This window comes from Neisseria macacae ATCC 33926 (assembly GCF_022749495.1).
Classification (GTDB): Bacteria; Pseudomonadota; Gammaproteobacteria; order Burkholderiales; family Neisseriaceae; genus Neisseria; species Neisseria macacae.
The window spans coordinates 1388821-1413324 of sequence record NZ_CP094241.1 but is presented as its reverse complement, the minus strand read 5'-3'; the positions used below and the strand labels follow the sequence as shown (position 1 = coordinate 1413324).

19 protein-coding genes and 1 pseudogene are annotated in these 24504 nt (G+C 51.6%); 19 read left to right on the top strand and 1 reads right to left on the bottom strand.

The features are described from left to right. Positions 1-27 precede the first annotated feature (27 nt). The 3 genes from MON40_RS06830 (at position 28) to MON40_RS06820 (ending at position 3740) form a co-directional block, all read left to right on the top strand. Positions 28-1803 (top strand): assimilatory sulfite reductase (NADPH) flavoprotein subunit, encoded by a 1776-nt coding sequence (locus MON40_RS06830; RefSeq protein WP_003778660.1) that lies wholly within the window; start codon positions 28-30, stop codon positions 1801-1803. A gap of 296 nt (positions 1804-2099) precedes the next feature. Next, complete coding sequence (locus MON40_RS06825; protein ID WP_003778659.1) at positions 2100-2921, top strand: hypothetical protein; 822 nt, start codon at positions 2100-2102, stop codon at positions 2919-2921. A 51-nt stretch (positions 2922-2972) separates the two neighbouring features. Next, complete coding sequence (locus MON40_RS06820) at positions 2973-3740, top strand: hypothetical protein (RefSeq protein ID WP_003778657.1); 768 nt, start codon at positions 2973-2975, stop codon at positions 3738-3740. A 20-nt stretch (positions 3741-3760) separates the two neighbouring features. On the opposite strand, the pseudogene MON40_RS13535 reads toward MON40_RS06820, so the two are convergent. Continuing rightward, positions 3761-3868: pseudogene (locus MON40_RS13535) on the bottom strand (IS5/IS1182 family transposase); the annotation flags it as partial. Between the two features lie 28 nt (positions 3869-3896). On the opposite strand from MON40_RS13535, the gene MON40_RS06815 reads away from it, so the two are divergent. From MON40_RS06815 to MON40_RS06740, 16 genes are all read left to right on the top strand, one after another. Next, positions 3897-4667: a hypothetical protein gene (locus tag MON40_RS06815; RefSeq protein ID WP_003778652.1), complete on the top strand. Its 771-nt coding sequence runs from the start codon at positions 3897-3899 to the stop codon at positions 4665-4667. Between the two features lie 174 nt (positions 4668-4841). Then, positions 4842-5633 carry an NAD(+) synthase gene (nadE, locus tag MON40_RS06810; protein ID WP_039863062.1) on the top strand — a complete coding sequence of 264 codons (792 nt, stop codon included), beginning with the start codon at positions 4842-4844 and terminating at the stop codon, positions 5631-5633. A 156-nt stretch (positions 5634-5789) separates the two neighbouring features. Then, entirely contained in the window at positions 5790-7799 is a 2010-nt protein-coding gene (locus MON40_RS06805; RefSeq protein WP_039863087.1) for a site-specific recombinase, read from the top strand. A gap of 160 nt (positions 7800-7959) precedes the next feature. Then, on the top strand, positions 7960-9576 hold the full coding sequence (gene mnmC1 / locus MON40_RS06800; protein WP_003778646.1) for an FAD-dependent 5-carboxymethylaminomethyl-2-thiouridine(34) oxidoreductase MnmC1: 1617 nt from the start codon (positions 7960-7962) through the stop codon (positions 9574-9576). A gap of 155 nt (positions 9577-9731) precedes the next feature. Further along, positions 9732-11111, top strand: a complete 1380-nt coding sequence (norM, locus tag MON40_RS06795) for a multidrug efflux MATE transporter NorM (RefSeq protein ID WP_003778645.1) — start codon at positions 9732-9734, stop codon at positions 11109-11111. Positions 11112-11259: 148 nt separating this feature from the next. Continuing rightward, positions 11260-12696: an ATP-dependent nuclease gene (locus MON40_RS06790; RefSeq protein WP_003778643.1), complete on the top strand. Its 1437-nt coding sequence runs from the start codon at positions 11260-11262 to the stop codon at positions 12694-12696. A gap of 234 nt (positions 12697-12930) precedes the next feature. Further along, positions 12931-13971 (top strand): UDP-N-acetylmuramate dehydrogenase, encoded by a 1041-nt coding sequence (murB, locus tag MON40_RS06785; RefSeq protein WP_003778642.1) that lies wholly within the window; start codon positions 12931-12933, stop codon positions 13969-13971. An 11-nt stretch (positions 13972-13982) separates the two neighbouring features. Next, on the top strand, positions 13983-14633 hold the full coding sequence (locus tag MON40_RS06780; RefSeq protein WP_003778640.1) for a TetR/AcrR family transcriptional regulator: 651 nt from the start codon (positions 13983-13985) through the stop codon (positions 14631-14633). Positions 14634-14680: 47 nt separating this feature from the next. Further along, positions 14681-15487 carry an SDR family oxidoreductase gene (locus MON40_RS06775; RefSeq protein ID WP_003778638.1) on the top strand — a complete coding sequence of 269 codons (807 nt, stop codon included), beginning with the start codon at positions 14681-14683 and terminating at the stop codon, positions 15485-15487. A 110-nt stretch (positions 15488-15597) separates the two neighbouring features. Then, positions 15598-16170 (top strand): ubiquinone biosynthesis accessory factor UbiJ, encoded by a 573-nt coding sequence (locus MON40_RS06770; protein WP_003778635.1) that lies wholly within the window; start codon positions 15598-15600, stop codon positions 16168-16170. A 21-nt stretch (positions 16171-16191) separates the two neighbouring features. After that, complete coding sequence (locus MON40_RS06765; RefSeq protein WP_003778633.1) at positions 16192-17082, top strand: NAD(+) kinase; 891 nt, start codon at positions 16192-16194, stop codon at positions 17080-17082. Positions 17083-17238: 156 nt separating this feature from the next. Then, positions 17239-17469 (top strand): NGO_0222 family membrane protein, encoded by a 231-nt coding sequence (locus tag MON40_RS06760; RefSeq protein WP_003778632.1) that lies wholly within the window; start codon positions 17239-17241, stop codon positions 17467-17469. A 9-nt stretch (positions 17470-17478) separates the two neighbouring features. After that, positions 17479-18072 carry an RdgB/HAM1 family non-canonical purine NTP pyrophosphatase gene (gene rdgB, locus MON40_RS06755; RefSeq protein WP_003778630.1) on the top strand — a complete coding sequence of 198 codons (594 nt, stop codon included), beginning with the start codon at positions 17479-17481 and terminating at the stop codon, positions 18070-18072. A 269-nt stretch (positions 18073-18341) separates the two neighbouring features. Further along, complete coding sequence (locus MON40_RS06750) at positions 18342-21638, top strand: TonB-dependent receptor domain-containing protein (RefSeq protein ID WP_242926041.1); 3297 nt, start codon at positions 18342-18344, stop codon at positions 21636-21638. A gap of 310 nt (positions 21639-21948) precedes the next feature. Beyond that, positions 21949-22875 (top strand): Slam-dependent surface lipoprotein, encoded by a 927-nt coding sequence (locus MON40_RS06745; RefSeq protein ID WP_003778619.1) that lies wholly within the window; start codon positions 21949-21951, stop codon positions 22873-22875. 100 nt (positions 22876-22975) lie between these two features. After that, a complete protein-coding gene (locus MON40_RS06740) occupies positions 22976-24442 on the top strand; it encodes a surface lipoprotein assembly modifier (protein ID WP_003778617.1) in 1467 nt (488 codons plus the stop codon). The last annotated feature ends 62 nt before the right edge of the window (positions 24443-24504 follow it).

Sequence of the window (24504 nt, the reverse complement as noted above, 5' to 3'; positions counted from 1 at the left end):
AGCAGCCGTCCGTACAAAGGAACCGACATGACCCCAGCCAACCCGCTTCCCACCGAACTTTCCGCACAACTCGCCGCCCTCTCGCCTACACAGCTCGCTTGGCTTTCCGGCTACTGCTGGGCGCAAAGTCAAGGGGCGGCGGGCGGTTTGAGTGTTTCCGCAGCTCCCGCCGTTGCAGCCCCCGCGCGACGCGTGTTGGTCTTATCCGCCTCGCAAACGGGCAATGCGCGCGGCGTTGCCGAATCTTTACATGCCAAACTCAAAAACGCCGGCGTAGAAGCCGTATTGAGCAGCGCGGGGGACTTCAAAAGCAAAACCCTGCCCGATGAAGACATCGTGTTATTGGTAACATCCACGCAAGGTGAGGGCGAGCCGCCCGAAGAAGCCCTGCCGCTGTATAAATTCGTCTTCGGCAAAAAAGCCCCCGATTTGAGCAAACTCACTTTTGCCGTCTTGGGTTTGGGCGATTCTTCCTATCCCAATTTCTGCCAAGCGGGCAAAGATTTTGACGCCAAATTCGCCGAACTAGGCGCACATCGTCTGAACGACTTGGGCATCTGCGATTTAGAGTTCCAAAGCGCCGCCGACGCGTGGATAGAAGCCGTCGTCCCCCAAGTCGCCGAGCTTGCCGCGCAAACCGCCGCAGCATCCGTTACGACACCTGCCGCCCTTCAAACCGCCGGCACTGTCTATACCAAAGACAAACCCTATACCGCCACCCTGTCCGTCCGCCAAAAAATCACGTCCCGCTCCGCCGAAAAAGACGTGGAACACATCGAAATCGACCTGTCCGGCTCCGGACTGCACTATCAGGCAGGCGACGCATTGGGCGTACTCCCGCTCAACGCTCCCGCTTTGGTTCAAGAAATCCTTGATTTGCACCAATTAAGCGGCGAAGAAAAAATCCGCCTTTCAGACGACCTCGAAACCGACATCCGCACCGCCCTGACCGAGTCCGCCGACATCACGCAAAACACGCCCGCACTCGTGCAGCAATATGCCGAGTTGTCCGGCAGCGAAGAACTCAAAACCACAGCCGCCAACAAAGCTCGATTGGACGCCTACCTCGCCGCCACCCCGCCCGTCGGCGTCTTCGCCGCCCATCCCCATCCGCTGGACGCGCAAACCCTGTTCCAACTGTTCCGCCCCCAAACCCCGCGCCTTTACTCCATCGCCTCCGCGCAAGACGAAGTCGGCGAAGAAGTCCACCTGACCGTCGGCGTCGTCCGCTTCGAACACCACGGCAACACCTACACCGGCGCAGCCTCAGGCTATCTGGGCGAACGCCTTGAAGAAGGCGGCGAAGTACGCGTCTTCGTCGAACCCAACCCCAATTTCCGCCTGCCCGCCAACGGCGACACCCCCGTCATCATGATAGGCGCAGGCACAGGCATCGCCCCCTTCCGCGCCTTCATGCAGCAACGCGCCGCCAACGGCGATAACGGCAAAAACTGGCTCATCTTCGGCAACCAACGCCTCGCCGACGACTTCCTCTACCAGCTTGAATGGAGCGATTACCGCAAAGACGGCATCCTTACCCGTGCCGACTTGGCATGGAGCAGACAAGGCGAACACAAAGTCTATGTCCAACACAAAATCGCCGAACACGCCGCCGAAGTCTGGAACTGGCTGCAACAAGGCGCACACCTCTACGTCTGCGGCGACGCCACCCGCATGGCACGCGACGTAGAAACCGCCCTGATCGACGTCATCGAAACCCAAGGCAAACTCAGCCGCGACGATGCCGAAGACTATCTCAACGAAATGCGCGAAGACAAACGCTACCAACGCGACGTTTATTGATATTGCCCCAAACGAAAGGTCGTCTGAAAAGCCCAAATCGGGTTTTCAGACGACCTTTCACATCACCAAGCCACTTATAGTGGATTAAATTTAAATCAGGACAAGGCGAGGTAACGCCGTCCTGGTTTAAAGTTAATCCACTATATCTCGCTAAACAAAGCAAACCATTCAGACACACCTTCCACCGCTTATCCCATTTGCTTTACCCATTATCTCAACCCAGCTAACATACAAAATTCATCGTCATTTCCACCCAACATAAAACCCGATTTATTTATTACAAACTGCAGCGGGAGATGATGAACATCGAAAAAGTACAAAGAAGGTTATCAATAATGAAGACATTCAATAGAAAGCTGACTGTATTAGCGGGTTTACTGGTTATGGCGGCATGTACAAATCAATCAAACTTAACCCTGGATGGAAAACAAAATGTCCAAACTGCTAAAACCAAGCAGAAAAATTCACCTCCCCTTCATTTTGAATGCCATCCCTCCGAATATAAATTTAATACACTCCCAGAAATCCTCCCACCTTTACCTAATGTTACAAGTATACCAATCAGTTTAGCGCAACAGAGAAAATCGACCTTTAGAGATGAAGCCAAACGTCTCTCTATCCCTATGAACAAAGAACTGATTGTTCCCAAATTGCAGAAGTTAGGCTTTATAGAAGACAGTAGTAACGAAATCTATGAAAAAAATTTCGGAAAGAAAAATATGTATGATACTGTTGACTATAATAAAAATATTTTTTCTATAACTATCACTTTAAAAGACATTGTCAATCAAGGGTGCCCATATGATATCGATATTTATCATGTAAATAATGAGGTAAACGGCGTAGAAATATTGATTGGAAACGATGGATTCATCTTAAAAGACACCACCATTCCCGATTTCGTTATCTCTACCATTAATCATAAACACAAGCCTGAAAACCTGTTTAAAAACCTGTTGGACAAACATATCCAAAACATCGAAGCCTTTAAACAGAAACAGCCGCTTAATGGAGAGCTGATCAGTACGCGTACTGTATACGATGGCATTACCTATGAAATCAACTCATTTGGTGGAGGTAGGAGAACAATACTACAAATCTATCGATATAAAACCTGAAAGAAAGCCCATAACTGATTACAACAAAAACCAAATAAAGAAAGTGAAATCATGGAGATAGTCAATAAAAGGCTGATGGTATTGGCGGGTTTGCTGATTATGGCGGCATGTAGCAATCAGCCGAATTTGACGCAAGATAGAATGCAAGATGCAGAAGCCGTTAAAACTGCAGCTACCCCGAATTTTGAATGTCATCCTTCCGAATATAAATTCAATACCCTTGGAGAGCTGCCTCAACCTCCATCTGCAGCAACAGTGTTGAGCATATCAGCTGTACAGGAGTTTGATGCGCCTTTTAGAAATGTTCATCGCCTCCCCATACCTATGAACAAAACACTGATTGTTCCTAAATTACAGGAGTTGGGTTTTCGAGAAGATGATAATGATGAAGTAAAAACAGAAAAAGGGAAAAATTTATATACCTATGAAGTTTTAGGTCATGAAGATTCTGCTTTATATATATCATTGAAAGACTTTATCGAACCTTATTGCGCATATCGAACAGAAGTTCATTTAAATGAATCAGGTCATACCATCAATGGCGTAGAAATATTGATTGGAAGCGATGGACTTATCTTAAAAGACACCACCATCCCCGATTTAGTCATCTCTACCATTGATCATAAACACAAGCCTGAAAACCTGTTTAAAGACCTGTTGGACAAACATATCCAAAACATCGAAGCCTTTAAACAGAAACAGCCGCTTAATGAAGAGCTGATCAGAACGCGTACTGTATACGATGGCATTACCTATGAAATCAACTCATTTGGTGGAGGTAGGAGAACAATACTACAAATCTATCGATATAAAACCTGAAAGAAAGCCCATAACTGATTATATAGTGGATTAACTTTAAACCAGTATGGCGTTGCCTCGCCTTGCCGTACTATCTGTATTGTCTGCGGCTTCGTCGCCTTGTCCTGATTTAAAGTTAATCCACTATAACAAAGACCAAATAAAGAAAGTGAAATCATGGAGATAGTCAATAAAAGGCTGATGGTATTGGCGGGTTTGCTGATTATGGCGGCATGTAGCAATCAGCCGAATTTGACGCAAGATGGAAAGCAAGATGCAGAAGCCGTTAAAACTGCAGCTACCCCGAATTTTGAATGTCATCCTTCCGAGTATAAGTTTAATACGCCTCCTCGGCTCCCGCCTGCAGACCCTGCGGCATACCCGCGATATGAACCTACTCATTTCGAGGCAGTTAAACGCCTGCCTATCCCCATGAACAAAGAACTGATTGTCCCCAAATTGCAAGAGTTAGGCTTTATAGAAAACAGCAATAACGAAATCTTTAAAAGAAATTTCGGGAAGAAAAACATGTATAGCGCCGCTGACTATCATGCCAATCTTTTTTCTGTCACTATAGTTTTAAAAGACTTTGCCAATCCGGAATGTCCGTACGGTGTCGATATATATCATGTCAATAACAAGGTAGACGGTGTAGATGCTGTGATTGGGTATAACGGCCTGATCTTTCAAGATACTACCATCCCCGATTTAATCATTTCCACTATCGACCATAAAAACAAACCGGACCACCTGTTTAAAAACCTGTTGGGCAAACATATCCAAAACATCGAAGCCTTTAAACAGAAACAGCCGCTGAATGAAGAGCTGATCAGTACACGCGCTGTGTATGATGGCATTACCTATGAAATCAATTCTTTCAAGGGCGGCAGGTCAACCAATCTGCAAATCTATCGATATAAAGACAAGTCAAACAAAAAATCTCATTAAAACACGGGAGCCAACCGCTCATGATACAGGTCGTCTGAAAACCTCAAACCGACAATATTGCAAACACGGCAATCGGTTTCGCAATGCCAAACCTGTGTTTTCAGACGACCCGTCCATATGCCGCAGCCTCTCAAAATCGGGTATGATTCCCCCTTTCAAATCAGGAGCCTGACTATGCAGACGCAAGCCGTTATCCGCCATATTGCCGACTGGCTGAAAAACTATACCGCCGCCGCACACGCCAAGGGGTTTGTCATCGGTGTTTCCGGTGGTATCGATTCCGCGGTCGTTTCCGCCATCGCGGCACGGACGGGGCTGAAGGTTCTGCTGCTTGAAATGCCCATCCGCCAAAAAGCCGACCAAGTCAGCCGCGCACAGGAACACATCCGCCGGTTGGAGCAGGCGTTTCCCAACGTCAGCGGGATGCGCGTAGATTTGACGCCGACTTTCGATACCTTTGCCGCCGGTGTCGAGGTCGATGAAACCGAGTTCCCCGCCAAACAGCTTGCGCTTGCCAACGCCCGCAGCCGCCTGCGAATGCTGACGCTTTATTACTACGGTCAGCTAAACGGTTTGCTGGTTACCGGCACGGGCAACAAAATCGAAGATTTCGGCGTGGGCTTTTTCACCAAATACGGCGACGGCGGCGTGGACATCAGCCCGATTGCCGATTTGACCAAAACGCAGATTTATCAAATTGCCGCCGAACTGGACATCGCCGAGTCCATCCAAAAAGCCGTGCCGACCGACGGGCTTTGGGATACCGAGCGTACGGACGAAGAACAGATGGGCGCAAGCTATCCCGAACTCGAATGGGCGATGAGCGTTTACGGCACGCACCGTCCTGAAGATTTTGAAGGCAGGCAGCGCGAAGTCTTGGAAATCTACACCCGCCTGCACAAAGCCATGCAACACAAAGTCAATCCGATTCCCGTCTGCAAAATTCCCGAAGAGATGCTGAAATAAGCGAAAGGTCGTCTGAAACTGGTTTTCAGACGACCTTTTCAAAACAAAGAGGGTTGAAATCGTCAAACATTGCTCCAAAATATCGAATGTGCTTACAGCAGGTTGCATAAATTACCCGAACTTATCAAACCCGCCGTTTTGTGTAAAAATACCGCAATGGAAAAAATTACTCACCAAAATCTACATCCCTTACTTTCCAAAAGCCTGACCGACACCGATTTCGTCCTTATCCTCAACGCCTTAATCAAATTCCTGCGGCGCGGCGGCAAAAAACAGGCGGCAGAACGCTTCGACCTGATTATCGCCACGCTCAAACAAGACGAAGAACTCGGAAAAAACTTCAGCGGACGCTTCTACCACTGGCTCTCGCAAGTCCATATCTATCCCGCGCTGATCAAACTCGGCATCTTCTCGCGCCACAGCTTTACCCGCGAGATGGGCATACGCATCTACGAACGCTTCAGCCCGTCCTATAAGGACTTTGCCAACCTGCGCGAAGTGTTCCTCTACCTGTTCCACTCCGAAAACGACGACAAATGGCTGCAAACCCTCAGCATCCGCCAATGGTTGAGCCTGTACGATCTGATCCGCAACAGCGCCGATCCCGCCTTGCTGCAAAACGCCTGCCGTCAGTTGGTTGACGCCCGCCTGCGTGCCATCGAAATGCTGGCCATTTGGATTGCCTCCGAAGCCATCGAACCCGACCTCATCCGCATCGCCCCGCGCCTGCTCGAAGCCGATTCGCCCTTCGTCGCCCTCCAGCGCGAAACCGCCAAACTGGTCGAACACTACCGCAACGACACCACCCCTTACGACACCGCCCACCTCGAAGTCATGTTCGACCAATGTTGCAGTCAGATCGACTATCTGCGCCGTAAAGGGACGGGCGCAGGTTCAGGCTCGTCCGTCAAAGTCGCCCACCTGCTCGAACGACTACAGCAGACCGTAGATCGCCTGAAACTGCTCACCGACATCCAAACCGATGCCGGCAACCGCAACCGCCTGACCATCACCCTGATGAACTCCCTCATCTACGCCGCGGTCGAGCAATACAGTACCCGCCACCTGCGCCGCAGCAGCATACGCATGCTCGCCCGCAGCATTACCGAAAACAAAAGCCACCACGGCGAGCATTACATCACCCGCAACCGCAAAGAATATTTCAAAATGTTCTACTCCGCGGCAGGCGGCGGCGTCATCATCGCCCTGATGGCACTGCACAAAATCCATATCGGCACACTCGGCTTCAGCCCCTTCGTTACCTCCTTGCTGTCAGGGCTCAATTACGGCATAGGCTTCATGCTCATCCATATGCTGCACTGCACCGTCGCCACCAAGCAGCCCGCCATGACCGCCGCCAGCTTCGCCGAACAGGTCGATCTCAACGAAGGCGGCAAAGCGGTGGACAACAAGCTCGCCAAGCTCCTTATCGACGTATGCCGCTCCCAAAGCGTCGCCGTCTTCGGCAACGTTTCCATCGCCATCCTCTTGGCGTGCGCCATATCGTTCGGCTATGCCCATCTGCACCAACAGCCCATACTCGATGCCCACACCACCGCCTACCAGTTCAAATCCATAGACATCATCGGTCACCCGACACTATGGTATGCCGCCATCGCGGGCTTGTGGCTGTTCTGTTCCGGCATCATCGCGGGCTTCTTCGACAACCGCGCCGACTACCTCAACCTGCGCCAACGCCTGCCCTTCAATCCCTTGTTGCGCAAAATCATGCGCCCCAAACCCCGCCGGATCCTCGCCGCCTACATCCACAAACACTACGGCTCGCTGGTCGGCAACTTCATCTTCGGTATGCTCTTGGGCATGACCGGCTACTTCGGACACCTCCTCGGCCTGCCGCTGGACATCCGCCATGTCGCCTTCTCCTCCGCCAACCTCGGCTATGCCGCCGTCAGCGGCAATGTCGGCTTTGGTATATTCCTGCTCGGCATTTGCAGCGTCCTCGCCATCGGCTTGGTCAACCTCATCGTCAGCTTCACCCTCGCCCTCTTCGTCGCCCTGCGCTCGCGCGGCACGAAAATCGGCAGCGTCGGCAATTTGTGCAAAAGTTTCTGGCAGCAGATTAAGGCCAACCCGCTGATCTTGTTTTTCCCGGTTACGCCGGTTCAGACCAAAGAGCCGACTAAAGAGCAGGGAGAAAAACATTAAGGCAAGCCGACAGACGGTGCTTCAGTATAGTGGATTAAATTTAAATCAGGACAAGGCGACGAAGCCGCAGACAGTACAGATAGTACGGCAAGGCGAGGCAACGCCGTACTGGTTTAAAGTTAATCCACTATAATCAACCTCTTTTTCAGACGACCCCGCTATGCCCATCCTCGCTTGGAACACCCCGCCCGCCCCCGCCGAACTTGCCCGCGTGATCGAAACTCATCCTGCGCCGCTGCATCTGGTCGCCTGTCTGAGCGAAAACCGCATTCCTGATTTTCCTTTGTCCGATGCTCCGAGCGAACTGGAAGGTCGTCTGAAAACCCGCCTCGACCAAGCCGTGAAATGCCTTCAGTTCAACAGCGTCAACTTTCTGGAAAACCTGTTGCCCGACGTGCATATCTGGCTTGTCCCGCCGCACCGCGCCGACAGCCTGTACGAACATTTCGCCCCTATCAAATGGCAGACCGAAGCCGTACCGCAAGCCGCGCCCAAGCCCGTCAAACCTTGGTTCAGACGACCTCAAGCCATCACCCCGCCCGAAAGCGCGCTGGTTATCGGCGCGGGCATTGCCGGAGCCGCGACCGCGCGTAAACTGGCGGAACACGGCGTGCGCGTTACCGTTTTGGAAGCGGGCAAAGCGGCGCAAGGCGGCAGCGGCAACCGCCAAGGGCTGCTCTACGCCAAAATCTCGCCGCACGACACCGAGCAGACCGAACTGCTGCTGGCAGGCTACGGCTATACCCGCCGCCTGCTGCAAGACCTGCTGCCCGATTCCGACGCATGGGGCGGCGACGGCGTGTTGCACCTCAATTTCGACGAAGCCGAACGCAAACGCAATCAGGCATTGGGTTTGCAGCAACATCACACCCACCTTTACCGCAGCGTGTCCGCCGACGAAGCCGCGCAAATCGCAGGCATAGACGTCTTTTCAGACGGCCTCTACTGGCCGCAGGGCGTATGGCTGAACCCGCCCGCCGTTGTCCGCGCCTTGCTGGCTCATCCGCTGATTGCGTTGCACGAAGACACGCCCCTATCCTCCGCCGAATACGACGGCGCAAACTGGACAGCACACACACCGCGCGGCAGCTTCAGCGCAACCCACATCATCTACTGCATGGGCGCGCACAGCCCGAACGCCGCAGACGCCAACGTCTCCGCCCTGCCTTTCCGCCAAATCCGCGGACAAACCGGCGTAGTGGCGGCAAGCGGTTTTTCCGAACGCCTGCGCTGTGCCCTATCCGGCGAAAGCTACATCAGCCCGAGCTGGCGGGGGCAACACTGCTACGGCGCAACCTTTGTCCTCAACAGCAACGACGACGCTTGGCACCCGCACGAAGAAACCGCCAACCGCGCCGCCCTGCAACAACTCAACCCGCCATTGGCGCAATCATTGTTTGAACAAAACCCGCTTTGCTCGGTTTCAGACGACCTCTCTACCCCGCCGCAAGGACACGCCGCCCTGCGCTGCGACAGTCCCGACCACCTGCCCGTTGTCGGCGCGCTCGGCGACATCGCCGTCATGCAGACTGCCTACGCCAAACTCGCGTTGGACAAAAACTACCGCCTCGACAACGTCCCCTGCCCCTACCTGCCGAACGCCTACATCAACACCGCCCACGGCACGCGCGGCCTCGCCACCGCCCCCGTCTGCGCCGCCGCCATTGCCGCCGACATCCTCGGCCTGCCCCAGCCGCTGTCCCAACGCCTACGCACCGCCCTGCACCCCAACCGCGCCGTCATCCGCGCCATCGTGCGGCAGCAGCCTTTGCTTTGATGCGCAAGAGGTCGTCTGAAAAGCTGCCTGAGCACGCTGTCAATCGACCTCCGTTTCCACTATAATGTCGCATCCCATGCCCATACGGAACAGGCCGTCTATTTTCAGACGACCTGTTTCTTTATTTCCGCTTTTTTAAAGTTCTACAAACACTTATGCTGCTCGACCTCAACCGCTTTTCCTTTCCCGTCTTCCTGAAAGAAATCCGCCTGCTGACCGCCCTTGCCCTGCCCATGCTGTTGGCGCAGGTCGCGCAGGTGGGCATCGGTTTTGTCGATACCGTGATGGCGGGCGATGCGAGTACGGAGGACTTGGCGGCGGTGGCGTTGGGCAGCAGCGCGTTTGCCACGGTTTATATTACGTTTATGGGCATTATGGCGGCGCTGAACTCGCTGATTGCCCAGCTTTACGGCGCGGGTAAAACCGACGAAGTAGGCGAAACGGGGCGGCAGGGGATTTGGTTCGGGCTGTTTTTGGGGATTTTCGGCATGGTATTGATGTGGACGGCGATTACGCCGTTCCGCAACTGGCTGACCTTGAGCGATTATGTCGAAGGCACGATGGCGCAGTATATGTTGTTCACCAGTCTGGCGATGCCGGCGGCAATGGTACACCGCGCGCTGCACGCCTACGCTTCCAGCCTGAACCGCCCGCGTCTGATTATGTTGGTCAGCTTCGCGGCGTTTGTGTTGAACGTGCCGCTGAACTATATTTTCGTTTACGGCAAATTCGGTATGCCCGCTTTGGGCGGCGCGGGCTGCGGGTTGGCGACGATGGCGGTGTTTTGGTTCAGCGCGCTGGCGTTGTGGATTTATATCGCCAAGGAAAAATTCTTCCGCCCGTTCGGACTGACGGCGAAATTCGGCAAACCGGATTGGGCGGTGTTCAAACAGATTTGGAAAATCGGTGCGCCCATCGGGCTGTCTTATTTTTTGGAAGCCAGCGCGTTTTCGTTTATCGTGTTTTTGATTGCGCCTTTCGGCGAGGATTATGTGGCGGCGCAGCAGGTCGGCATCAGTTTGTCGGGGATTCTCTATATGATTCCGCAAAGCGTCGGCTCGGCTGGGACGGTGCGTATCGGCTTTTCGCTGGGGCGGCGCGAATTTTCGCGGGCGCGTTATATTTCGGGCGTATCGCTGGTGTCGGGCTGGGTGCTCGCCGTGATTACCGTGCTTTCCTTGGTATTATTCCGTTCCCCGCTGGCAAGCATGTACAACGATGATCCGGCGGTTTTAAGCATCGCCGCCACCGTCCTGCTGTTCGCCGGTTTGTTCCAACCGGCAGACTTCACCCAATGCATCGCGTCCTACGCCCTGCGCGGCTATAAAGTGACCAAAGTACCGATGTTCATCCACGCCGCCGCCTTCTGGGGCTGCGGCCTGCTGCCGGGCTACCTGCTCGCCTACCGTTTCGATATGGGCATTTACGGCTTCTGGACGGCATTGATTGCCTCGCTCACCATCGCAGCCGTCGCCTTAGTGTGGTGCTTGGAATTGTGCAGCAGGGAGATGGTCAGATCGCATAAGGTCGTCTGAAAATTCCATAGGTAGGATGAAGTCTGCTAATTACAATATTAATGGATGATGTGGCAGGGTTGAGCTGGGAGGATTTAGAGTTTTTGAAGGGAGAGAGTTTGGTGTTTTAGCTCAATCTCTATTTCTAACCTAAGATAAGGAAACCGTTATGTTTATAAAAAGTATTTGTTTATCTAATTTTAAAGGGTTTATCGGTGATAACCATCAGATTGAATTTAAAATTCCTGATGGAGCAACTGCTGGTAGTGGTTTGAACATTTTTATCGGAGAAAATAACTCTGGGAAATCGTCTATTTTTGAAGCTATAAATTTCTTAAGGAACGGTATCAAAGAAGATGAAGCTTATAGAATAAAAAGTAAACTGGCAGATGATACTCGGCCAAATGACGCGTGCGTTGAGCTGGCTTTTTGTGGGAATATTCAAAATGCAATAACTTATTTTGTTCAAAGGAATAAACAAGCAGCTTTTAATAATGCAATTAATAATGAGCAGAATTTAAAAGCTAAGAGAAATACAGTTTCTTGTAAGAAATTGGATTTGTGGGATAACGAATCTCAGGACTATTCAAATCCAAGTGGGATCGATGCTCCTTTTAAGGCTCTTTTTGAAACTAATTTTATTTGGGCAGATACAAATCCTAATGATGAAGCGGCTTTCGGATCTACAACTCTTTGCGGATTGCTACTGAAAGAAATTGCTCAGGCGCATATCAATTCGGCTGAATATCAAACATTTCGTGATAGTTTTAATCAGGTATTTAATTCACCAGCTTCTAATTTGCGTCAACAAATTGCTACTATCGAACAGAAAGTTCAACGTATTTTTACTGAACAATTCGGACAAGCTGATATTCATTTTAGATTTGATGAACTAAAGATAGATTCGTTTTTTAAAAATGCCTCTATCTTTATTGACGATGGTGTGGATATTCCAATGTCCGAAAAAGGTAATGGTATGCAGCGTTCTGTTGCATTAGCCTTGCTTCAAGTCTATGCAGAAGAGTTAGCGCATGATGAAGAGCAAGGTCAGACTAAGCCGTTTTATTTGTTTATTGATGAGCCTGAGCTTTGTTTACATCCAAAAGGGCAAACTAAATTGCTTGAGGCGTTATTAGAAATTTCAAGAACTAAACAAGTATTTTTAACCACGCATTCGCCATATTTTTTGGTTACGCCACACTTAAGCAATGTTGGCCTGTTTATTTTTAGAAAAGAGGGAATTAGCAATATTGTAGAAGATGCTTCATTGGAGAAAATGTTTCCTTGGAGTCCAACATGGGGAGAAATTAATTTCAAGGCGTATAAATTGCCTACGGTGGAACTACACAATGAATTATATGGGAAATTACAACATGATAGTGGGCAATTTCGAGAAAAAGACTTTGAACAATGGTTACAGAGTAGGAATATTCAGTTCACTAAACAATGGATACGAGAAAACAATGGAGCCGCACAAGCTCCATATGACGTAACCTTGCAAACATTTATCCGCAACCATATTCATCATCCTGAAAATCGGCGAAATGCACTTTATACGGAAAATGAACTTAGACAATCTATTGAGGAAATGATTAGATTGTTATAGTTGAAGGAGTAAAAAGTGCGGTCAATTCTCTCAATGTTTTCAAAACGTCGTCTGAAGCCGCACTTTCTAGCCCAAAGAAGAAAATTCAGTTATTCAAAATTTTTGGGTAACCGTTGATGATGGTAAAACTAAAAAACTTTGATCGCCTGCTGAAATAAGGACAGCTTGAGGATAAACAGCGATAAACCCGTTTCATCTTTGTTTTGATAAAAACATATTTTAAAGTTTAAACCCATGCAACCCATCCAATACCAAACCGACCTCACCCCCTACAACACCTTCGGTCTTCGCGCCCAAGCCCAAGCCTTTATCGCGCTCGAACACGCCGATGAATTGCGCGACATCGTCCGGCTGCCCGAGTTCGACCGCGATACCGTTTTATGGCTCGGCGGCGGCAGCAACATCCTTTTGATGCAGGATTACGCCGGGCTGGTCGTACATATGGAAAACAAAGGCATACGCGAGATTGCGCGTTTAGACGGCCTCGTTTACATTGAAGCGCAGGCAGGCGAAATCTGGCACGATTTTGTCCTGCACACCGTCGCGCTGGGCTTGAACGGCCTGGAAAACCTAAGCCTGATTCCGGGTACGGTCGGCGCGTCGCCCGTGCAGAACATCGGCGCATACGGCGTGGAAGCGAAAGACGTGATTCACAGCGTGCGTTGCTTCGATTTGGATACGGAAACCTTTGTCGAGCTTTCCAATGCCGACTGCCGCTTTGCCTACCGCGAAAGCCTGTTCAAGCAGGAAGGCAAAGGGCGTTATGTGATTGTTTCGGTCGTGTTCGCCCTGAAAGAGCGTTTCGAACCGAATTTGGGTTACGGCGATTTGGCAGCCGCCGTTACCGAACGGAGCGCGGGCAGAACGCCGACGGCGAAAGATGTTTCCGACGCAGTGTGTGCAATCCGCAACAGTAAACTTCCTAATCCTAACGTACTTGGTAATGTCGGCAGTTTCTTTAAAAACCCCGTCGTCAGCGCGGAAAAAGCCGCTTCCCTGTTGCAGCAGCATCCCGATATGCCGCGCTATCCGCAGCCCGACGGTTCGGTCAAACTCGCCGCCGGCTGGCTGATCGACCAATGTCGTCTGAAAGGCTTCCAAATCGGCGGCGCGGCGGTACACGACCGGCAGGCTTTGGTTTTGGTGAACAAAAACAATGCCTCTTCAGACGACGTTTGGAAACTGGCGCAACACGTCTGCAATACAGTATTTACTCGATTTCAGGTAGAATTACACGCAGAACCCAATTGGCTGCCCGCTTCGTTCAGCCTGTAAATCCAAGGAGTATGCCCGTGACCCGCATTGCAAAAACCAATACTTACACCCGCATCATCGACGCCAGCCTTGCGCTTTTCAACGAGGAAGGCGAGCGCAACATCAGTACCAACCATATCGCGGCGCATTTAGGCATCAGTCCGGGCAATCTCTATTACCACTTCCGCAACAAAGACGAAATCATCGTCCAACTGTTCAAACGTTACAGCGAAGCCCTGCTGGCATACCTGAATGAAGCCGTGTTGCCGTCCGATGTGGAAGACTCCATCAATTATATGGCGGGCATTTACGATGTCATGTGGGAATACCGCTTCCTCTTTAGCGACGTGAACACCCTGCTTGCACGCAGTGCCGAACTATTGGGCGAACACAATACCTTCACCCAAGCCAAAGTCTCCCCGCTCTTGGTCAACCTGCTCACCCAGCTCAACGGATTGAACATCATCCAAGCCGACCAAACCGCCATGAACGACCTCGCCGTCAATATGTGGATGGTCACGAAATACTGGTTTGACTTCGACAGCTCCCTGCGCGGACGCACCAAGCTGACCGAAGACTCTAAAGCACGCGGCATCCGTCGTACCTTAAGCCTCCTGCGCCCCTATCTCTTGCCGAAACACCGCGAGGAATACGACCGGAAAATAGGCGGTGCGCAGTCATAATTTCCATGCCGTCTGAGCTGATTTTCAGACGGCATTCATCTATAAACATGATAAACCCTCTTTCCACCTCCCCCGACGCATCCATCTTAGGCCTAGGCTACCTCGGCCGTCCTTTGGCGCAGAAACTTTACGAACACGGCAGCCGCGTTGCCGCCGTCAAGCGCAGCCTGACTTCGGACGATATCAATCTGCCCATACGCCTCGACACTCTCGACCTCAATCAAGACAGTGCGTTTCCGAGTGCGGATCGTGCCTGTGATACCACCATTTGGCAGCACCACGCCGACAAACCCGTTTGGTTCTGTCTTTTGCCGCCATCCTCGCTGACGCATTACGCCGACACCGTCAAACAATGGGCAGAACTTGCCCGGGCGTGTAACGTGCAACACCTGATTTTCACGAGCAGCACCAGCGTTTACGGCGATAAAGCGCGCGAATGCGACGAAACTGCCACACCCGACCCGCAAACCGAGTCCGCCCGCCAAATCCTTGCTGCCGAACAATACCTGCTCGACAGCGGCGTTCCGAACATCGACATCCTGCGGCTGGGCGGGCTTTATTGCGCCGAACGCCATCCCGTCAGCCGCCTCGTTCAAAAACAAAACATTCCGGGCGGCAACCAGCCCGTCAATATCGTCCACCGCGATATTGCCGTCGAAACCCTGTTTCAGACGACCCTCCATCCAAACGGCAGACGCATCCGCAACATCGTCGAACCGCACCATCCGACCCGCCGCGATTTCTACACCGCCGAAGCCGCCAAACTCGGCCTCCCGCCGCCCGATTTCACACCCGACGACACAGGCGGCGGCAAAATTGTAAATACCGTTTCCGCCGACGGATTAAGCCTGTAAAATTGGCGCTCCGCAACCGTTTCAGACGACCTTTCGGCAGCGGCAAAACCAAAACCAAAAAACACAGTCTTACTTAACAACCCCAAGCCCGAAAGTATCGAGAACACCCTATGTCCGCCCTATTTCCCGTTATCAACCACCTGATACAGCAAAATCCGGAACATCGACAAGACCTGTCCCGCCTGTCAGGCAAAACCCTGAGCCTCAACCTCGCCGGATTCGGACTGACCGGACGCATCAATCACGACGGCTTCCTCGAAACCGCCGACCAACCCGCCGACACCCTCATCACCTTCCATCAAAGCGCCATCCGCAAAATCCTGACCGGACAAGAACCCGGCGTCGGCGACATCAGCCTCGAAGGCGACCTCATGCTCGGCATGACCGTCCTGCCCATACTCGGCAGCCTGCGCTACTACGCTTCAGACGACCTCGCCCGCATCTTCGGCGACTCACTCGCAGGCAGCATCAGCGAACGCGCCGCCAACATCGGACAAACCGTCAAAAAAATCGGACAAAGCATAGCCGAGCAAATCAGCGACTTTTCCCGCGAACCCGAATCCCCCGTTATCGATGCCGCCACCCTGTCCGCTTGGATGGAAGAAGTGGACAAACTGCGCGACGACGTTGCCCGTCTCAACGAACGCCTCGACCGGCTCGAACGCGACATCTGGATAGACTAACTTTCAGACGACCCTATGCCTATGAACAGCCCGTTTCACAACATCGGTATCGTAACCCGCCCCAATACCCCCGAAATCCAAAACACCGCCCACACCCTCATCCAATTCCTGCAGGGACACGGCTTTACCGTCTATCTGGACGAAATCGGCATAGAAGAACGCTGCATCTATGTTCAAGATACCGTCGGCTGCCACATCGTCAGCAAATCCGACTTGGGCAAACACTGCGACCTCGTCATCGTCCTCGGCGGCGACGGCACCTTCCTCTCCGTCGCCCGCGAAATCGCCCCCCGTACCGTGCCCGTTATCGGCATCAACCAAGGGCATTTAGGCTTCCTCACCCAAATCCCCCGCGAAAACATGACCGAAGAGCTGCTGCCCGTCCTCGAAGGCAAATACCTGCCCGAAGAGCGCATCCTCATCGAAGCCACACTCGTCCGCGACGGCGAAACCATCCACCGTGCCCTCGCCCTCAACGATGCCGTCATCTCACGCGGCGGCGCCGGACAAATGATCGAGTTCGAAGTCTTCATCAACCAAGAATTCGTCTATACCCAACGCTCCGACGGCCTCATCGTCTCCACCCCCACCGGCTCCACCGCCTACTCGCTTGCCGCCGGCGGCCCCATCATGCAGGCAGGATTGCACGCCTTCACCCTCGTGCCCATCTGCCCCCAATCCATGACCAACCGCCCCATCGCCATCCCCGATACTTCCGAAATCGAAATCCTCGTTACCCAAAGCGGCGACGCCCGCGTGCATTTCGACGGACAATCCTTTATCGACGTACAAAACCTCGACCGCATCATCATCCGCCGCTACCACAACCCCCTGCGCATCCTCCATCCCACCGACTACCAATACTTCCGAACCCTGCGGCAAAAGCTGCACTGGGGCGAACAGCTCGTATAAAAACAAAAGGTCGTCTGAAACCCGATTGCCCAGTTTTCAGACGACCTCATCAACCCACAAACCCTTCCCCCATTCCCAAACCAACACCATTCCTATCTAACTACAAACGGACAACCCAAACCACGCATCCGCCCTTTATCAAAAACGTCCCCAATCATGAACCGACAAAAAATCTACCTCCTGCTGACCGCCCTTTTCACCCTAATCTTCATCGGACTCATCATGCTCGGCGGCTACCTGCTTTCCATCCAAAGCAAACAATTCGCCGTTGCCGCCTTCCTGTTCGCCTTCGGCGCCGTCTTCGCCCAAATCGGCAGCCTCGCCCTTTATATCCGCCATAAAGCCCGCGCCCAAATCATGCGCTCGCAACAAACCGAATCCCATTAAGGAAAACCCATGTTCGACAAAATCGTCCTCGCCAGTGGTAATGCAGGCAAACTCAAAGAATTTTCACGCCTTTTCGCCGATTTGAACATCGAAGTCCTGCCGCAATCCCAGTTCGACACGCCCGAATGCCCCGAGCCGTACCACACCTTCGTTGAAAACGCTCTCGCCAAAGCCCGCCACGCCGCCAAACACAGCGGACTGCCCGCGCTCGCCGACGACTCCGGCATCTGCGCTACCGCATTAAACGGCGCACCCGGCGTCCTCTCCGCCCGCTATGCTGGAGCAAATCCCAAATCCGATGCCGCCAACAACAAGCGCCTTTCAGACGAACTCGCCTACCAAGCCGACAAAAGCTGCTACTACGTCTGCGTCCTCGTCCTCGTCCGCCACGAAAACGACCCGCAGCCCATCATCGCCGGAGGCATCTGGCGCGGCCAATGGCAGACAGAAGCCGCAGGAACCTACGGCTTCGGCTACGACCCGCATTTCTACCTGCCCGAACACAACTGCACCGCCGCCGAGCTTGATCCCGAAATCAAAAACGCCGAAAGCCACAGGGGGCAGGCTTTGCGGGAATTGTTGAAAAAAATCGAAGCCCTCTGAACAACAAAAACGTCGTCTGAAAACCCGCTACGCCGTTTTCAGACGACGTTTTCGATCCCGTTTATCGGTAAAACGCACCACCAAAGGAACAAAACTTATAAAATTTTTTCAAAAACTTATAATATCCAAAAAAAAAACAGCAAATATCCTTACTCAAAAATCCCAATCATAAAAACATAAAACACATTCTACAAACCACTCCTTGAAGATTGATTACCGTCCACACCCGACGGAGCGCCTGTTATAAAGACAATACAAGGAGTCATCACATGAGAAACTACCCCTTCAAAACCATCGTCGCCTGCCTCAGTATTTTGTGGTACAGCCCACACCTGTGGGCAGCAGATGCGACTGCACCCGAAACTGCCGTCCTCGATGCTGTTGAAGTCCGCGGCAAACGCCTGACCAAAGACCAGAAAGGCGAAGCGCAGCAATACAGCAAAAACGTCTCCAATGCCTATCTCGGCAAAGAATACCTCGAACGCTACCGCCCCGATGCCGCCGGCGACATCCTCAAGGGGCTCAACGGCGTATACAACATGAATACGCGTACGGCAGGTAGCGCAATTACGCCCAATATCCGTGGTATTTCAGGAAAAGGGCGCATTCCCGTAACCATAGACGGTATTGAACAAACAGTTGATGTTTGGCAAAACAACTACGGCATTTCCGACCGCAATTATATTGATCCCACACTTTTACGCAGTATCTCGGTAGAAAAAGGCCCGTCGATGACACGCGGTGTCAAATCAGGGGTGGGCGGTTCGGTCGCCATTCAAACCATCGAACCTGAAGACATTGTTCCCGAAGGAAAAAAATGGGGGATACAAATTAAGGGCAGTTTTTCCGACAATACAGTAAAGCAGCCAGAAAGCCTTCTTAAATATAAAGGCTGGCCCGATTATCGCACCCTTCCAGGCAACCCTACTGCCGATGGTGCCATCGGAACAATAGGCAACGTTTTAGAAGACCCTTCAGGACAAAGCCGTTACTACTATGGATTGCAATTTGAAGACCGATACCGCATAACCCGTTTCCGCAACCACAAACTGAGGAATTTTAAAAACGATCGTTCGGGTATGTTTTCGGCTGCATTTAAAACCGATATTTCAGACGGTCTGATTGCTTACAGTATCCGTGAAAAAGGCAATTATTTCGCCGGCAAACACGCGGCGGGCGGTTATCTTAATAATCCGGTGTACAAAAACGAAGATTCAGGCCATACCAATACCACTGCCAGCATGGTTCCCAATATGGCACGGTTTTATCGCCCAGGAAGAGAAGTAGTCAACAGTAATATTTCCAGCAAAAGTCTATTATTGAAAAATAACTGGCATCTTCCTGCCAATCAAAAAATCAGCCTGTCCTATATGCAGACCAGAGTGGATTTCGGTGAACACAACCCCTTCTACAGCAACCTTGCGCAAGGATATAGCGACGATTTTTTCAATATCGGCGAACAATATCGCGAAGCCGCCATGCAAATGATGCCGATACAAGGTATGGAATCGAATATCCAAAATAAAAGCTATAAAATCGGCTACGGGTGGAAACCCGAAAACAACAGCTGGATAGACCTGAATGCCAACATCTGGCGTACCCGCACCCGCAGCACGCGCTATCAGAACGGTGCCACAGATTTATATGTCGATTACCCCGACAGCGATTACGATAACTGGATACGTTGTTCGCGTGGCGAAATTCCATGGACGATGGCATTTCATAACATGAACTGCAGCCAAATGATGGCCGAAGGCCTGATACCCGATAAAGAGCCATCAAAAAAACCTTACGACGGCGATCCAAAGCTGGACGGCTACCGTGTCAAAGCCGCAGCAGAACAACGCACCCGTTCGGTACGTACCGGTGCAGACCTCAGCAATCGCTTTCGTTTGGGCGATACTTTGTCCATGACCCTTTCTGCCAATGTGCAACATGAAAAACTGAATGAATTTACAGAACAATACAATAATGACTTGGATTTCGACGGCTTAAGCAATGCCGCAAGCGGAATGACCGCCCTCTCCGGTCCACGTTCCGGCCGCCGCCACGAATGGGGCGCAGGAATGGTATTCGACTGGCAGCCGACAGACCGTTTGAATATTCAGGCAGGCATACGCTACAACAAATTCTGGAGCTATGACGACATACTCGCCCAAAAACGCAAAGAGCGTAAAGAATCCTTCTACTCCATTACCAAAGGTAATGAAGGATACATTATCGGAACATACCTGCCCTACTATAAACTTATCGACAATCCTCAAGAAGTTGCCGATTATTTTGCCTATGACAACGCACCGACAGGCTCGGACGAGCAAGAAAAACTTGGTCAAAAATTTGAAAAAAAATACGGCTATCTTTTCAGCTCCAGCAACAATATATTACGCAATCCAAAAGGCAACCCTGCTTATGACACGGGAGAACCCCAAGCACTCTACCGCTTGGAACAGGCATATACCCCCTTCCGCAACGGCAGATTTGAGGGTCCGGTTTTCCCAGACGGGATGTTTGACGAAAAAATCGCCAATCCCCAAGGACAAAACGGAAATTTTTACAAATACCTAATCCAACGGCATACTGATACCGCTGCCACAACAGACTATGAGGACAAAAAAAAGAATTACCCGATAGAGGCCGGAGACATGATAAAAGAAACGAAAAACCTCGCAGCAGACAGCGACGAAAACTGGCCCTCCCCCAAACACCTCAGGGCGCATGCTTGGTCTCCCATGCTTGCCCTCAGTTACAACCTGACGCAAAACGGGCGGCTACACCTGAGGTGGGCGCAAGCAGTACGTTTTCCCACCATATACGAAGCCACTACCACCAATTCGTCGTGGGCGGACGCTTATTCCCAAGAATTTGATTTGAAGCCCGAACGCAGCACCAATTGGGAAATCGGCTATACCTACAACTTCGCCCCTCGTTTCAAACGCCTGCGCCACGGCGACATCCGTCTGACCTACTACAACAGCGTGATAAAAAATGCTATCGAGCTGTCGTCTGAACGCAACCTCCAACAATACGACAAACGCCTTACCAGTGGTATCGAACTTCAAAGCCGCTTCGACAGCGGGAAATGGTTTGCCTCACTGGCTGCCAACTACCGCCTGAAACAGCAGACCTGCGATAAAGCCACCGTATTCAACTATGATTTATATATCAACCGTATTCCTGTCTGCGTGGATGGAGGATTCGGCGCAACCCGCTTCCATCAAAGCCGCCAACCAAAATATTCCATTAATCTCGATATCGGAACCCGCCGATTCAACGAAAAATTGGAATTGGGCCTACGCGGCACTTATCACAGCAAAGCCGAAAACAAACAACAGGACAAGCTGGCCAAAAGCGGCTTGGCACGCATCTACGAAGCGACAGGCCGCCCCTACCACTGGCGTTCCGCCTTGGTTTTGGACGTTTACGGACGCTACAACTTCGGCAAAAACCTGAGCATGAACTTCAGCGTCAGTAACCTGACCAACCGCTATTATCTCGATCCCATGTCCAACGTTCCCATCCCCGCACCGGGACGGGCGGTTACCGTTGGGTTTACAGGCAAATTCTGACGGGGCAATGCTTGAAAGGTCGTCTGAAAATTTCAGACGACCTTTCGATTTAAAATTTACAAAAAAACAAAATAAAATAAATCAACGGTTGATAAATTTGACCAACGGTATTAATATCTATTCTCAATACAAAAAAAGATAAAACTTACAAAAAATTTTCAATATTTTCTAAATTTAATTTAGCCACTACCCAAATAAAGAACAAAGATAGGTTTCCAATTCAAGCCTCCTGCCGCAAAATTTTGCGCCCTAACGCAAAACGGTCGTGCTGTTCCGCAAACGGCATATTCTTTACTAAAAGGTGATAGCAATGAAACTGAAATTATTGGTCACAGCTTTAGCTTGGATTGTATCTGCAACCGTCCATGCCACCCCTTCAGGAGACTCTTCAAATGAATCCACCGTTGAAACAAGACTTCCTTCCACTGTCTTACCATTTGGTGCGGGTAAAGCAGCTTTGCGAATCAACAAAGGAGCAATCCGTATCAACATAGGCAACGGTCCGGTCAAATACATCAACAAAGTTCATACCAATAAACCGATTAACGGTAATAACTATAATGTCTCGGTAAACGGCAAGACCAATCCCAAATACCTTACCCCCGCTATTGTTCCTTTAGGCAACCTTATTCCGATTCCTTCATTAAGGGATGCCAAAATTGGGCAAACTTGGTATGAAAAACGCGGCACCAATATTGATGTGTACAGCGTTCGCCGTATGGCCAAAGCAGGAACACTGCCTGAATTCGGCGGCCTAGTTATCGGTCAAGTCAAAAACCTGCCCGACGGCAGCGGGGTTTATTTCGGCGAATGGGCACCGCGAAAAGGCGGTACCGTTCCGGACAATGATACCAACCTGAACATGGCCGACGCCCGCCGCACAGTATGGTATGCCGGCGACAATCCGACCGGACGGACTCAAGGCTTGGCAACGGCAACCTACGATGTGGTCGGCATCAACAAACACACGCCCGGCGCAAACGATTTCTACCGCGGCACGGTTACGGCAAAATTCGGTACGACAACTCAAGGAACAATGGGCGGCCAGATTGCGCGCGGTGCGGACAGAATCAGCTTTGACAAAGCAAAAATCGACAATACCAAAGGCACGTTTGCCGATACCGCCCAAGGTATGAAGGGGCAATTCTACGGCAAAGGCGCGGCGGCAATGGCAGGTATCGCCACCCGTAAAGCAGGTGCGGCAGACGACGTGGCATTCGGCGGACGCAAGCGTTGAGGCCGTCTGAAAACATGTATTCAAAAGGATTGCCGATGGATTTTAAGGATGGGGAAGCCGATGATGTGATTCGGCTTCCCCTATATTGTGGAAACCCGAAATGAAAAACCGCGCCTGCCTGTTTGCCCTGCTGCTCCCCCTTTCCATCCCCGCCTTTGCCGACGATGACGACACGCGTATGCTGCGCGACGGGGTTCAGCGTCAAATCAGGCAGTATCAGGAAGCGGAAGCATTTTCAGACGGCCTTTCAGATGAAAGCCGCATTGACATCGGCGGCGAGACTTATCATGTGCCGCACACGGAACACGATTTGGCCTTGGGCATTTATTACGCGGTCAACGACAGGCAGTGGAACAAAGTGAGGGAATTTCTGACGCACTACCGCATCCTTTCCGGCCACAAACCGCATCTGGTACTGATGGCCGAAGGGCTGCTGGCGCGTTCGCAAGGCGATGTTTCCGGCGCGCTGGAAAAGATGAAAGCGGCGCAACAGGCTGCGCCCAGCGATGTCCGCATAGGGTTGGAACTGGCACGGCTTTACGGTGAAGACAATCAGACCCGCGAAGCAAAAGCCGGTTTCGAAAAGGTTTTGCAAGGCGGGATGCCATCTGAAACCAAAGAGACGGTGCAAAACTATCTCGACATCCTCGACAAACGCAGCCGCTGGCACGTCGATATTTCCGTCGGGCGCGGTTACAGCGACAACATCAATCAAGGCAACGGCAAACGCGAATGCGTGGGCGAATTTATGGGCGAATGTTTCAGCTACCGCTCCCTGCCCAAGCCCGTCGGCTCGGCGTTTTGGCAATACAGCGCCGCCGCCTCGAAATCCGTTCCGCTCAAGGGCCATCACAACCTCATCCTGCGCCCTATTGCCTACGGCAGCCGATTTGACCGCGCCGACACCCAAAGCGAACCGATTGAAAAATACAGTGAAAACACCGCCCTGCTGTCCGCCGGCTACCAATACGCCGATGCCAACGACGACCTGACGCTGACCCCGTATTTCGAACATTACTTTCGCGGCGGCCGCAGCCGTTACCGCGCATGGGGCGCGGATATAAACTGGGAACGGAATTTGGGGCGCAAATGGTCGGTCAACGCCCGACTGGAAGGCAAACGGGTCAAATATCTGGAAAGCGAGCGCGGATATTACAGCGACTACAGCCTTTATACTTCCGGCGCAGGATTGGGCTACACGTTTTCAGACGGCCTCGGACTGTTCGGCGGCATCGACCTTACCCGCCGCAAGTATCCCGACGCGTTTGCCCGCAGCAGGGAATACACCGCCCGCATCGGCGGCTATAAAATTTTCGGCAACAGTATCTATCTCAACGCCGCAGCCCTTCACCGCCTCAGCCGCTACGACGAAGGCAGCTACCACACCGACGGCGAACGCCGCCGCGACAGGCAGACCATTTTTACCGCCGCTTTGGGCGCATCGAAATGGCAGTTTAAAAACATCTCTCCCGAATTAAGATTCAAGCGGACGGTCAGCCGCAGTAATTCGGATTTTTATGTTTACCGACAGAATGAAATCGCACTGAATTTGAGATACCGTTTTTAATTTATTTATTCAGAATTTCTATCCAAACCAATCACGATTTTTAAAAATTCCCGACTAGACTA